The organism is Sporolactobacillus sp. BBK16-2 (genome assembly GCF_059878335.1).
Genome location: NZ_CM187611.1, coordinates 783,839 through 796,510, shown reverse-complemented (window position 1 = coordinate 796,510; position 12,672 = coordinate 783,839). Strand labels below are relative to the sequence as shown.

Sequence of the window (12,672 nt, the reverse complement as noted above, 5' to 3'; positions counted from 1 at the left end):
CATGAACATCTCCGATAATGATTAACAATACTTCAAGAACAGTCTCCCTGTTTAAATAAAAGGAGATTCGGTTAAATTCGAAACACCCATTAGAAACATGCCAAGACAACCCATTATTCATAGCAAAGGAATGACGTTAATAATGGGTTCTTCATATGGATGAACAGCTTTAATGATCGTTTTGACACCATCAACATGCTCAAATTGACATCTAAATTCCATTTTGCATTCGGTCCCAGCAGATAGTTTACCTATTTCTCCATCATAGGGAGCGGCGCCTTCGAGCGGTCGCCAATAACCCTTAACTTCTGAATATGAGATAACGTTGTCATATTTTCCTACTTTTAGAATACCGGCTTCATTTAGTTGATTCCTAAGCGAAGCAATATAGCTTTCAGGGATTAGCACTTCTATTTTGCATGCTTTAAATTCTATTTTTTTATCTCCTTTACTGCTGTGGCGAAGCTCGTGTTTCCTTCAGACGGTTTGCTGAGTTCCCCCATACCGAATTATTGTTTCAGAGCAGCAATAGTCGCTTGATAGGTTTCTATTTTCTTGTCAAGATGTCCTAAATTGTTTTCAAGTTTTTCTATTTGTTTGAGCATTGAGCATCGATGTGCACGCAGCATTTCCATTCTTTCCTTCAACGTGACATCTCCCTCATCTCGTAATCGCGCATATTTTTTTATTTCTCGAATCGGCATCGCTGTTTCTTTCAGTCTGAGTATGAAGTCAATCCACGTCTTATCCTTCTCCGTGTACTGTCTCTGATTACTCTTATTTCTGGATGGATGGATGAGTTCTTCTTTTTCATAATAGCGAAGCGTATCGATGCTTAAGCGAGTTAACTTGGAAAATTCGCCAATTGAGTAATCCAAGAAAATCCCCCCTGATTTCTTGACATGGAGTGAACTCCAGCCGTTACAGTTTTATTGTATCAGAAAAGGAGATGGAAAAATTGAAAAAAAGTCGTTATGAATCGGGTTTAGAAAAATTAAACGAAGTAGATGGAAAAGTGGGCGACATGGTTATCCAATCATTGAAGGACATTGCGCCTGATCTGGGAACATTTATTATCGAATTTGCTTTCGGCGATATTTATACCCGCCGTGAATTGGATTTGAAGCAGCGTGAATTGATCACACTGAGCAGTCTCGCCTCGATTGGCGGTACGGAAAATCAACTGCGCGTACACATCAATGGTGCATTGAATGTAGGTATCACTGCAGAAGAGATCTCCGAAATTTTTATTCAATGTGTCCCCTATGTCGGATTCCCGAGAGTGCTGAATGCAGTAGCCATTGCAAAAGAAGTTTTCAAAGAAAGAGGGATTATTTAAACAAACCCAAGGCAATTTACTTTAAAAAAAGTAAGTTGCTTTTCTCTCTCTAGGGGAGGCTGCAATTCTTTTATGTTGACACCCTTTTCTCGGCCGGATTTTATTTAATCTTATAAACCATAAGATAATCATCTATGCCAAGTTGATGGTTATGATATTTACCGCTAAGATCTACGAATCCATTTTTTTGATAAAAGCTATGGGCAGTTGCCCTGGCGTTTACTTTGATCTGCTTAAAATCTTTACTTTTTAAATCTCCAATGGCAAATTCCAGAAATTTTGAACCAATTCCCTGCCTTTGAAAATCACGATCAACTGCAAAAGCGGTCAAGTGAGCGATTTGGGGTGCTTCAACAAAAATACTAAACGTAGCAATGATCTTGTTATCCATTAAAACCGCATAGAAATCATTATCTTTTTCAATGGACAAATTCTCGTTATAGATATCTTTCCCGATTGGTTTTCTTAAAACTATATTTCGTAGTGCTAAAGCCTGTCGATAATAGTCGTGATCATTGGATTTGTATTTAATCGTTTTCATCATTTATTTCCATTCCCCCTACTTAGATCATCCATTCCCAATTGTTTTTGGCACAACATTTTACTTAATCCTTCAATCGTCTCAAAGGTTATCATCGGGACATAGTCCGAATTTTTCGGCCGCTGCAGCCAAGCCGTCCCTTGCAGAGTTTTCATCCCAAGTTTGTTCGCCGGATAAATGTCAAAATCAAGCCGATCGCCAACCATGTAAGGCTTCACCGGGCAAAATGGATGTGTAAATAAAGCCAAACAAGGAGAACCTATTTATAAAAAAGGAATGACACGATGATCGGTCTGCTGCTCGCTGTTGTAGTCTTTAATAGCATTGCTTTTCTCATTAATAAACGACTCACTAAAAATCAAATTGTACATATTTGGATGTTTACCGTTGCCGTGCAGGTGCTTACCGATGGTTATTTGTGCAAAAAGTACCATGCATATTGGTATTTCTCAGGATCTCTTGAGTGGCAGACACTCTTTGCATTAACCGTATTGATCCCACCGGTAAACATCATTTTCTTAAACAGCTATCCATTTGGAAAAACGTTTGTTAAGCAACTGCTTTATATCCTTTTATGGGATGTAGCCATCACCACCTATGAGTTGATCGCACTTTTGCCTCAACCCTGGGGTTTCTTCAACTATGGCTGGTGGCGAATAGGCTACTCGTTCTTTGTGTATCCATTTTTATTGTCGAGTGTTGCTGCTTACTATAAATGGATTCGAAAGATTGAGCGGGAATAGCGCTTAGATGCCGCAGTCATTAGTGTCAATGACGTACTTAAAGAGTTCTTCATCTTCCTCTTTGTCATAGATGATCCCCAGGAATTTTCCGCCGTTTTTTTCGATGATTCTTTTTGACGGCTCATTATCTGTTCTGCAGGTTACCACTGCTTTTGTTATTCCAAGCTTTTGCGCTTCCGCCAAGGCTAACTTAAGAATCTGCGTCCCATATCCTCTTTTTCGGTGCTTTGGAGAGACATTATAGCCGATGTGACCGGCAAACATAACTTCCTGATGCCTAATTCGCACCACGCCAACCACCTCGTTTTGATCAATCAGCCAAAAGGTTGACGATGCTACCCGGCCATCAGCAAGATTATTTCCATGTGCTTCTTCAATCAAGTGATTTAAAAATCCAGAGAAATCCACTAATGCCTTGCTATATTTCTTAAAGTAATATGAGTCTTCACTTGCAACTTTATAATCGAGTGTGTAGTTCTTAAAGCTCTGCTTATAGTTGCTCGATGGTTCAGACAGGAATAGTTGCCTCATTATTTCACCCTTTGGATACATCGATTTAATATTCCAAACTGACGAACTTACCCCATTTTACCAAATAATCTCTTCGTCGCACTGTATCAAAATCAGATAATCATGGGATGTTTTTTAAAATATTTGATAGCAGATCTCATTATTATTAAATTTATTTTCATAATTAATTTTTATTGACAAATTAGTTTCATGAAGTTATATTAAAATTAGTTGCAAGATGAAAATAAAAGTTAAAATTATTTTCATTTTGTACAGCAAGACAATCGCTTGTAGTGGCTTGGCTTGGATCGTATCAAAAAATAAATCATTGGAAGGATGAGTTAAATGAAAACGTATAATTGGGGTATGATTGGTACCGGATGGATTGCACATGAAATGGCTGATGCATTAAATAGTGTCAATGGAGAAATTTACGCAGTGGCTGACGTTAATGAAGCCGCTTTAAAGGCCTTCAGTGAGGAAAAAAAGATTCAACGTACGTTCACGAATCCTGATGATTTGCTTAAAGACCCAAATGTTGATATCGTATACATTGCGACCCCGCATAATTTTCACTATGAATATATTATGAAAGCTCTGGAAGCCGGCAAAAATGTCTTTGCTGAGAAAGCGATTACGGTTAATTCCCGACAATTAAGTAATGTAAGACACTTAGCTGCTGAAAAAGGATTAATTGTGACTGAAGGCTTAACGTTATTTCACATGCCGCTTTATAAAAAAGTAAAACAGGTGATCAGCGACGGAAAAATTGGTGATGTTAACCTGGTACAAGTTAATTTTGGCAGTTTAAAAGATTACGATGTCAAAAATCGCTTCTTTAACAAGAATTTGGCCGGCGGTGCACTCTTAGACATTGGTGGTTATGCGACTGCCTTTGCACGTTCATTCTTAAAGACACAGCCTGTTAATGTTTTGACCACCGTTAAGTATTTTGAAACGGGTGTTGATGAACAATCAGGTATTCTTCTGAAAAATCTGGATGATCAAATTGCTGTGCTGTCATTGTCGATGCGCGCGAAACAGCCGAAACGCGGGGTCATCTCAGGTACCAAGGGCTATATTGAAATCTCTAATTATCCGCGCGCCACAGAAGCAGCGATCACCTATACCGATGATGCACATACGGAATCACATGAAGTGATTACAGCCGGAGATGCATCGCTTGCCCTGCAATACGAAGTTCAAGACATGCAAAGATATATTGAACAAGGCCATGACGACGGTGAATTTGCACTATCCTTCGACATCATGGACATATTAACCAACGTACGCAACCAATGGGGGATGAAATACCCGTTTGATCGTACAGACTATTAAATAAGGACTGTAACATGGAAGCGACTAATAAGGAATTCGTAAACAGAATCTACTCAAATTTAGGCAATTATTCTAAATCGGAAAAGAAGATTGTTGATTTAATTATCAGCGATGCCCAGTTTGTGATCAATGCAACCATTTCACAGCTGGCAAACCGAGCCGGTATTAGTGAAGCATCTGTCTCGCGTTTCTGTAAACGAATCGATTTGAATGGATTTCATCATTTAAAAGTATTATTGGCACAAAGTTCATTAATTAATGCTGAATTGCCAAGTACCTCCTTAACCAATCACGATAAAATTTTAGATAAATTAATGAGTGACAAGGAAGAGGAAATTCAAGCAACCTTAGAGGGTTTTGACAAAACACTCATCAAAAATACAATGAACGTCATTAAAGATGCCCGGTTAATTCAAATCATGGCGGAAGGCAATACGTTCCCTGTCGCGCTGGATGCTTGTTTTAAGTTCAATCAGATTGGTCGGTTAGCCTTTACATCGAGTTCTTGGGAAGTTGCCATGGGACAGACGTTAAACTTAAACGATTCAGATGTGCTTATTATCATTTCCAACTCGGGAGAATCCAGGCAGCTGCTTCAATTAATTGAGGTTGCTAAGAAGAACCAAGTAACGATTATCACGCTCACGAATAATGAGAGCTCCCCCATCGCCGCGCTGTCCGATCATAATGTGGTTACAGCCAGCAGAGGTACGATCTTTATGTCCGAGTATTTCTTTTCGAGAGTATCTGCAGTCACAGCAATCGAAGCAATTTTTATGCTGCTTATCGCAGATAATCCTCGGCTTAAGCGCAAAATTCAAGAGCATGAATTATTAATTGCGTCAAAAAAGATTTAAAATTAAGGCACCGGCGCCATAGTATCAGCAAACCCGCACCTGTTAAAAAGTGCGGGTTTGCTTTTGTTTATTAACATGCTCATTCCACGTTCGCGTTCTTTGCTAAGCGTTCATGCTCAATTTGAACTTGCTCCGGATCGATGCGGTCGAACAGTGGATCAAGGTCCTCCGGCAATTTTTCCGGGCAATGAATGGTCTCCCACTTAAATGGTCCGAGATGGAGTGCCTCAGCCAATTTCCGGCTGGAAAAAGGCAGAAATGGAGCCAGAAGCTTCGCCAGATTAGCGATACTGAACAAGCACGTATTTAAGGTTGCGTAAGTGTCAACTGGATCAGTGTTAACCGTCTGCCATGGTTTTTGTTCATCAAAATACTTATTTAAACTGCGAATCCACGAGAAAATTTCACTAAGTGCTGCTTTCAAATGTGCGGATTCGATCAGTCCGCCAACTTTTTTGTAAAGTACATGCGTTTCTTGCAAAATCTGCGGATTAATTTGATTTTTATCCACTTTAAAATCAGGCAGCTTTTCAATGAATTTGAGCGTGCGATTGACAAAATTCCCATACGCACCAAGTAATTCGCCGTTGTGGCTTTCGATAAATGCCTTCCAGGAAAAATCGGCATCATGTGTTTCGGGTGCATTGATCAACAAAAAGTAACGAATGCTGTCGTGATCATAGCGATCAAGAATATCCGGTGCCCATATTGCCCAGTTGCGGCTGGTGGACAGCTTCTTGCGCTCAAGCGTCACGTATTCATTAGATACAAGATGCGTCGGCAATGCTTTGTTGCCAATACCGAGTAGAATGGCCGGCCAAATAATCGTGTGAAACGGAACGTTGTCTTTCCCTTGAACATAGTAGGAAATCGTTTGCTCATTCCAAAATTCAGAGATATCCTGGTGATGCTCTTCTCCCCAGCGAACGCTTGCCGAGTAATAGCCGGACACCGCTTCAATCCAGACATACACTTTTTTATCTTCAAAGCCTTTGATCGGAACTGTAACGCCGATCGGCAAATCGCGAGTAACGGCACGATCCTGCAAGCCTTCGTCTAAATAGCGTTGTGTCAGATTCAGCGCGTTCTCCCGCCAATCGTTATTCTTCTTTGCCCGTTCATACAGCTGCTCCAATTCCGGTTGAAACTTACTCAGTGCAAAATAGAGATGCTCAACCTCACGAAGTTCCGGTGTGTGACCGCAAAGTTTGCATGTTGGCTCTTCAAGGTCGACTGGATCAAGAATGGTCGAGCACGCATCGCATTGATCACCTCTTGCATGTGCGCCGCAATGCGGACAGGTTCCTTCAACATAGCGGTCCGGCAAAAACTGCGCACAATGCGTACAGTACATCTGCTTTGTCTTCTTATGATAGATATACCCATTGTCATAAAGTGTTTTAAAAATATCCTGAACAACCTTGTGATGAATCGGTGTGTCTGTGCGCGTGTAACAGTCATAAGTGAACCCAAGTTGCTGAAAACATCGCTGAAATGAATCATGATAACGATCCGCAATCGTTGTTGGCGAGACACCTTCCTGTTTCGCGCGAATCGTGATCGGTGTACCGTTGCAGTCACTTCCTGAAACATAGAGTACCTTTTCACCCTTCTGCCTGAAATAACGTGCCAAACAATCCCCTGGGATTAAGCTTGATAAATGTCCAAGATGAAGATCTCCATTTGCGTAGGGCCATGCGCCTGCGATTAATACTGCCATATTTCCTCACTCCTTTTTTAAGAAAAACAAAAAAGCCCCCGACCTCATACATTCATCATGTATAAGGACGAGGACTTGTGTCCACGCGGTACCACCTTAATTTATCAGCCATTCGCATCACTGATCTCAGGCGAGTACGGAGCGTCTGCTCGATACTCGGGTTTTGTTAACCGGGTTTCCGCCCGACCATAGCCTAACCGCAAATGCCGCGGATCGGTATGGATGCTCAGAGGCCATTTTTCAGCTTGGGATTCTGCTTCTCTCACCAGTTACGAAGCTCTCTGCGGAGAATCCGGCTGCTTACTTCTTCTCATCATCGCATAATTTATCAATAGGATTAGTATAGACAGTTCAAATTCAAGATGCAAGAGCATACGATTCAACTTTTTTGTGTTGAACAATACGATTCCGATTTTTTGTTACAATTTTGAGAGGCTTTGTTACAACTTTTGTCCCGTTCGTTACTAGTTTAGATGCCTTCTTTTCAACTCTGACGCTTCATTACAATTTTTTCAAAGTATAATCAATCTTTGCTTTTAAAAATGGATATCATCTTTTTAATAAATGATACCAGCCAAATGATAATTATTATTCCACAAATATATAAAAAGGGGGGCGAACCCCAAAATGATAAAAGATCCATTTTCTCAGATCTTCTCCTTATTGTTATTTTGAATACCAGCTTTCTCTTAATTGCATCTCTTTAGAAAATTTATACCTTATATATATTTTGACTGCTCCTTCTGAAAGGTCTCGACAGTCAAAAGTTCTAAGCTGCTAAGAAATTCGTAATTCGTCCTGTACTTCAGGTGTTTCCTGCTTTTCTCGAATTATTTGCGTTATGGTTAAACGTGGGTTTCGGGCAAACAGGCAAAAAATCGAACGGCGCAAATAGACCATAACGGTCGCTTCAGAGACAATACCTTTCGATGGCGTGCGCAAATAACGAAAAAACAGTTGTGGCACTCTCTTTGAGTAGCGTAAGGCCACCATCTGAAGAAGTCCCAGCGCGATACAACTGCACATCATGTATCCTTCCATGGCGTTCACCGCTTGTAGGATTTGTTTCCGGGCGTTCCGGTCGACCACCTGATCCACCGGCTGAGATTCATCCTTTTTAAGGTAACGTTTCAGTTTCGGCATGGATCGACTCCAAAAATGATACGTGAAGGCTCCCAAGGACTGTTTCATTGTCCGAAAGGTGGTTTCGATGGTAAAACGCCGAGCATAGAGACGTATGATCGCTTCGGGAGACAAGGTCAGATCCGTGCTTACCAGAATGTCCTGCCGCCCGCACATCTTAACCAGTACAAAGCGCAGTTCGTGATACATCCCCGTACCCCAAAGCAGATCCCGACAGAGATACGACACGGGTTCTTCTTTACCATACAACGGAAGTGTGACCGCCTGAAACGCGTCGCTTCGGGAAGCAAACAGGGTGTTCAGCTTGACCTTCGCCCCTTTCTTTCTTGGCCGCCCCCTTCGCCCCGTTTGAACGGGATACTCATAGGCCGCTGCGGAAGCTTTGGCTCGGGTTACCAGATCCAGTTTCACCGTCCCTTCCTGATTCCGCAGATCGAGTCGTTGAAGCGCCGGCACCGATAAAAAATAACGATCAAGGAGAAACAGCGCATGCCCCAGAACTTTAGCTGCGGCATAGCCTTGATCGATCATCTGAACCACATGCGAATCGTCACACGCTTTGTGACCGTCCTCCCAGCTAAAGATGCTTTTGACCCCGTCTTGAAGGTTAAGGAATAGAGGTAGGCAAAGGACTTTGCCTGTGGTTCCCATCAGGACGCCGACGGCGCCCCAGAGATGACCAAAGATGAAAGCAGATTTGGACACATCCTCGGACTCTTGATAAAGCTTCTTTACGCCCGGCATGTGTCGCGCTTCTTTCGCCTGTTTGACCCCATCGCCAACGAGAATCACGGCTTCTCCTTCACGCTTAAGTGGCGCAAACTGGAGCACAATGTGCAGCCATTTCTGACGTAAATCATCCAGTGACCAAGCAGAGGAGCGAAAAAAATGAATCATCGATTCATAACCTCTAGGATTGAGGGTCAAGTCACGAATCACGGAAGTGACCCCAAGAGAATCGGAGCGAATCATCAAACCGGTAATGATCACAACAAACCATTTGAATGCGGCGAATCTATGGAAACAAGAACGGAATAACAGAAGTATAGAATCGATAAATTTTAACATGGCACTAGTCAATCGCGAAGGAACAGGATAAACTAGAAGAACGATAACCCTTGGCGATTTTTCCTCTCTATTTGTGGTGAATTAGAGGATACCATAAAATCCCATTTAAGGGTTATCCTTTTGTTTTATTTACACAGAACTTTTCACTCTCCAGCTGAAAGGTGAAGTTAAAAAAAAAGATCACCATGTTCAGGAACATACGTCATTACAACAATTCATTTCCTACTTAACCAAGATCTATTTCTTCATGACGATTTTCAGGTGTGATTCTGGAAAGCAGTTGATCAAGAGACGGAGCGGATTTTAATGATTTTAGAATAATGTCTTTACCCTTAATTAAAAATTCAAGTTCAGTCCCTTTTTCAATACCCGCAGATTCTGCGATGGACCCAGGCAAACGGACGGCAAGACTGTTTCCCCACATTTGAACTTTGATCGTCATGCGAATTCCCCCTTGTCCTTTCTCTTTAACTGGCTCTTCCCATTGACTAAAGTCACTGGTGTAATTATTATAAAAGTATGATAGTGGATTTCATGAAAGCATAAAATCTATCTAATTTACGTATAATGAAAAAGGCAACATTGATGCTGGAACATCAACGCTGCTTTAGATAAGAAGTTGCTTTAAGAGCAACGCATCACCTTTTAACTTCATATCTCAAGGATAATCCGTTACCGGCTGGTCGGCTCAGAGCGGATTATTTCTTTTCCTTAGAGATATGATCAAGCAGGTTTAGCAAGAATGAGCCACCTATAAAGAGCAAGCTCAGAATGCCAATGACAGCCATAATCGTACTCATGAAAAAGAATCGCACCTCCTCCGTCTCCGTCGTCTACACAGACAAGGAACACAGAAACAAAAGGTGTGCGCCGCTCTTTAGCCGTTCTTATCATGATCTTATTCTAGCATAATTTGGCAGCTATTAATTGGATAATCATCTTCTTTATTACATAAATCCATCCGTTTACTGCACCTCATTTTCCTGTATCACCTGCTTCTTATATTTACGGGTTAATGATAGATTGACAATCAATAATAATCCCGCTAGTGCGATCAGTAAGCCGCACAGCATAATGGTTAATCCTGCTGATCAGTATATCCTTGGACTCTCTATTTTCAACAAACACCCCTGCAAGTTGTCCCCCAATTAACCCGGCAATCATTTCGGCTGCGGTCAAAATCATAGTTGTTAAAACATCTTTTGTTTCATTATATACAGCAACAATCATAAGCATATAGGTAAACCACGTACCTAATTGTGAGATGATCACTGAGATCATCAAATAAAATAAATCCTTATGGGTTTTCAATAATCTGAACATTTAACCGCCTCTTAGTTTTTAAAGTCTGCGCATAGTGCCTAATCAACACGATTTTCAACAGCTAATTTTGCCCGCTCCTTTTCACAAGAGACATATTATTTGCTATTATAATACTAATGTTTGATTATTTTCTAAAATATGAATATGTTCATAATTAGATTTAAGGGGGGGGGATGTACATGACTCCTGTTGGGTCAATATTAAAGAAAATACGGCAGTCTAAGAACCTTACTCAAAAAGATATATCCGGTGACCAATTATCACAATCTACTTATTCTAAAATTGAAGCTTCAAAGGTGACACCAACCATTGATCATTTCTTCTATATACTAAACCGCCTTGATATATCCTACGATGAATTCGTTTTATTGAGCGAAAAGAATAATATTGACCCAAAAAAGCAGATTATTAAAGCATTCTCACGTATTTCCACCACGATTGAATTAGATAAAATTGTTGCGCTTAAAAGGGAATGTGTACAATTTTTAAGGTACACGGAGGATCCTGTTATTCAAGATATTCAATTAATTTGTCAATCGCTCCTATTTATCCAAGAGGGAAATGATGAAAAAGCACGACACTTGGCTAAGTTAGTCTGAGAAAGACTCTCGAAGATGGATTGCTGGTACTCACTCGAATTAAGATTAATCAACACTATTCTCTACATTTTCCCAATGGAAACACAGATATCTATTACCCGTATCGCATTAGAAAAGCTGCGCGAGATATCAGCTGATTCTAGAGAATACATGACTCTCCGTATTGCATTTCTACTAAATAGTGGATTGTTATTGATTAATCAAAATAGATATACTGAAGCATTAGATCGCGTTGAAAAGGCATTAGAAGAAAGCTTATCCATACAAAGAATAGATTTTACAACTATATCTCTGTGTAGAAAAGGGGAAATTTTAATTCATTTGGGAAACGCTCAACAAGGAATCACGCTAATCGACAAAGCTATACTGATTAATGAATCTCTCGGTAAAAATCAACTATCAGAAAAATTGAAAGACGAAGTCAAGAAAAAGATTGGAGACATTAAGGAATGTGGCATTAACTTTGAGGCCCATCTCGTGTAATCACCATTTGTTCCGAAAGACAAGCACCTCGCCGAACACCTAACCAATTCAGTTCCAAACGAATACACAAGACTCTTTCCCTTTTTACAATACCAATTGCTTTAAACTCATAAATCGCGTCAATAGTTTCCGATCAAACGCTTCATTTTTTTTGACGGAATGGAGCAGCTCATGAAATACCGGCTGTAGTCCATAAAATGTACTTATGCGATCGAACATCGCTTCAATTGACTCATCTATATGATAGAAAGAAAGTACTTTTCTCGTATACTCAGGACCATAATTCCAGTAGATTCCGGCAAAATCAAAGGCCGGATCACCCATTTGTGCATCTGTGAAATCGATGATCCCGCTGATTCGATTTTCAGCTCTGTCAAAAAGGATGTTAGACGCTGAAAGATCACCATGAATCGACACCTTTTTATAGCTGAATGCTGGGTATTTGTTCAAAAAATAAGTGAACACCTCTTCGATTGCCTGTTGTTCTTCGCCGTGTAACTGTGTGAATACCTTTTTTCTAAGCGATTCAAATAACGATTGCCAATAGCAAAAAGTATGAATTGAAGACAAATGACTCCCCTTGATTTGATGCAGCTTCGTGAGAAAATCGCCTAGTAATTGAGCATTTTCCGGGTTCTTCCTTAAATCAAATGGATGTTCATTCAACGATTCTCCACTCAAAAAAGGATAGGTGACCGCTTTGAGCACATCTCCTTCATAAATCATTTTGTATCGTGGAATTTGCAGAACAGGATTCTTTCGTGCAAGTTGCTCTAAAAGCTCGCATTCATTCTTAATTTGGTCAGTAATCTGATCTGTTTTCGGGAAGCGGAAAACCTGCTGTTTGTTTATGATCAAAATGTCATTGTCCCAACCGTTCGTCTTTACTTCACTCGTAGCAATGGGCAGCTTCGGCACAGCGCTTCGGACAAAACGGATCATTTCTTCTTTTCTCACAAACACTCATCCTCTTTTTCTACAAAAGAATAAATTTTTTCCGCTATTACG

At 40.5% G+C, this 12,672-nt stretch carries 16 protein-coding genes; 6 read left to right on the top strand and 10 right to left on the bottom strand.

Annotated features, from left to right (window positions below; all coding sequences use genetic code 11):
• Positions 1-117 precede the first annotated feature (117 nt).
• Together AC6F33_RS04015 and AC6F33_RS04010 are read right to left on the bottom strand one after the other, a co-directional pair.
• Positions 118-408 (bottom strand): YqfO family protein, encoded by a 291-nt coding sequence (locus tag AC6F33_RS04015; protein WP_480947757.1) that lies wholly within the window; start codon positions 406-408, stop codon positions 118-120.
• A 101-nt stretch (positions 409-509) separates the two neighbouring features.
• Positions 510-878 carry a MerR family transcriptional regulator gene (locus AC6F33_RS04010; protein WP_480947758.1) on the bottom strand — a complete coding sequence of 123 codons (369 nt, stop codon included), beginning with the start codon at positions 876-878 and terminating at the stop codon, positions 510-512.
• Between the two features lie 80 nt (positions 879-958).
• Here AC6F33_RS04010 and AC6F33_RS04005 point away from each other — a divergent pair, with 80 nt between their 5' ends.
• Positions 959-1,339, top strand: a complete 381-nt coding sequence (locus tag AC6F33_RS04005; protein WP_480947759.1) for a carboxymuconolactone decarboxylase family protein — start codon at positions 959-961, stop codon at positions 1,337-1,339.
• Between the two features lie 100 nt (positions 1,340-1,439).
• On the opposite strand, the gene AC6F33_RS04000 is transcribed toward AC6F33_RS04005, so the two are convergent.
• Together AC6F33_RS04000 and AC6F33_RS03995 are read right to left on the bottom strand one after the other, a co-directional pair.
• Positions 1,440-1,883 carry a GNAT family N-acetyltransferase gene (locus AC6F33_RS04000; protein ID WP_500777773.1) on the bottom strand — a complete coding sequence of 148 codons (444 nt, stop codon included), beginning with the start codon at positions 1,881-1,883 and terminating at the stop codon, positions 1,440-1,442.
• Positions 1,880-2,128 carry a hypothetical protein gene (locus AC6F33_RS03995; RefSeq protein ID WP_500777772.1) on the bottom strand — a complete coding sequence of 83 codons (249 nt, stop codon included), beginning with the start codon at positions 2,126-2,128 and terminating at the stop codon, positions 1,880-1,882. Before AC6F33_RS03995 ends, AC6F33_RS04000 begins: the two co-directional genes overlap by 4 nt.
• Before the next feature lie 36 nt (positions 2,129-2,164).
• Here AC6F33_RS03995 and AC6F33_RS03990 point away from each other — a divergent pair, with 36 nt between their 5' ends.
• Positions 2,165-2,623: a hypothetical protein gene (locus AC6F33_RS03990; RefSeq protein ID WP_500777771.1), complete on the top strand. Its 459-nt coding sequence runs from the start codon at positions 2,165-2,167 to the stop codon at positions 2,621-2,623.
• 3 nt (positions 2,624-2,626) lie between these two features.
• Here AC6F33_RS03990 and AC6F33_RS03985 read toward each other — a convergent pair whose 3' ends face one another.
• On the bottom strand, positions 2,627-3,154 hold the full coding sequence (locus tag AC6F33_RS03985) for a GNAT family N-acetyltransferase (RefSeq protein ID WP_500777770.1): 528 nt from the start codon (positions 3,152-3,154) through the stop codon (positions 2,627-2,629).
• Positions 3,155-3,478: 324 nt separating this feature from the next.
• Between AC6F33_RS03985 and AC6F33_RS03980 the strand changes: the two genes are divergently transcribed.
• Positions 3,479-4,471, top strand: coding sequence for a Gfo/Idh/MocA family protein (locus AC6F33_RS03980; protein WP_480947764.1), 993 nt, complete (start codon positions 3,479-3,481; stop codon positions 4,469-4,471).
• Between the two features lie 14 nt (positions 4,472-4,485).
• The gene (locus tag AC6F33_RS03975; RefSeq protein ID WP_500777769.1) at positions 4,486-5,328 is read left to right on the top strand and encodes a MurR/RpiR family transcriptional regulator; all 843 of its coding nucleotides are present in this window, start codon (positions 4,486-4,488) and stop codon (positions 5,326-5,328) included.
• A gap of 79 nt (positions 5,329-5,407) precedes the next feature.
• Here AC6F33_RS03975 and metG read toward each other — a convergent pair whose 3' ends face one another.
• From metG to AC6F33_RS03955, 4 genes are all read right to left on the bottom strand, one after another.
• Positions 5,408-7,048, bottom strand: a complete 1,641-nt coding sequence (gene metG, locus AC6F33_RS03970; RefSeq protein ID WP_500777768.1) for a methionine--tRNA ligase — start codon at positions 7,046-7,048, stop codon at positions 5,408-5,410.
• 777 nt (positions 7,049-7,825) lie between these two features.
• Complete coding sequence (locus tag AC6F33_RS03965) at positions 7,826-9,259, bottom strand: transposase (protein WP_255749378.1); 1,434 nt, start codon at positions 9,257-9,259, stop codon at positions 7,826-7,828.
• Between the two features lie 226 nt (positions 9,260-9,485).
• Complete coding sequence (locus tag AC6F33_RS03960; protein WP_480947767.1) at positions 9,486-9,701, bottom strand: AbrB/MazE/SpoVT family DNA-binding domain-containing protein; 216 nt, start codon at positions 9,699-9,701, stop codon at positions 9,486-9,488.
• A gap of 563 nt (positions 9,702-10,264) precedes the next feature.
• Entirely contained in the window at positions 10,265-10,582 is a 318-nt protein-coding gene (locus AC6F33_RS03955) for a hypothetical protein (protein ID WP_500777767.1), read from the bottom strand.
• Between the two features lie 179 nt (positions 10,583-10,761).
• Between AC6F33_RS03955 and AC6F33_RS03950 the strand changes: the two genes are divergently transcribed.
• The gene (locus tag AC6F33_RS03950; protein WP_500777766.1) at positions 10,762-11,181 is read left to right on the top strand and encodes a helix-turn-helix domain-containing protein; all 420 of its coding nucleotides are present in this window, start codon (positions 10,762-10,764) and stop codon (positions 11,179-11,181) included.
• A 15-nt stretch (positions 11,182-11,196) separates the two neighbouring features.
• Complete coding sequence (locus tag AC6F33_RS03945; RefSeq protein WP_500777765.1) at positions 11,197-11,664, top strand: Rgg family transcriptional regulator; 468 nt, start codon at positions 11,197-11,199, stop codon at positions 11,662-11,664.
• An 84-nt stretch (positions 11,665-11,748) separates the two neighbouring features.
• Here the strand turns inward: AC6F33_RS03945 and AC6F33_RS03940 are convergent, their stop codons facing one another.
• Positions 11,749-12,621 carry an aminoglycoside phosphotransferase family protein gene (locus AC6F33_RS03940; RefSeq protein ID WP_500777764.1) on the bottom strand — a complete coding sequence of 291 codons (873 nt, stop codon included), beginning with the start codon at positions 12,619-12,621 and terminating at the stop codon, positions 11,749-11,751.
• Positions 12,622-12,672 lie beyond the last annotated feature (51 nt).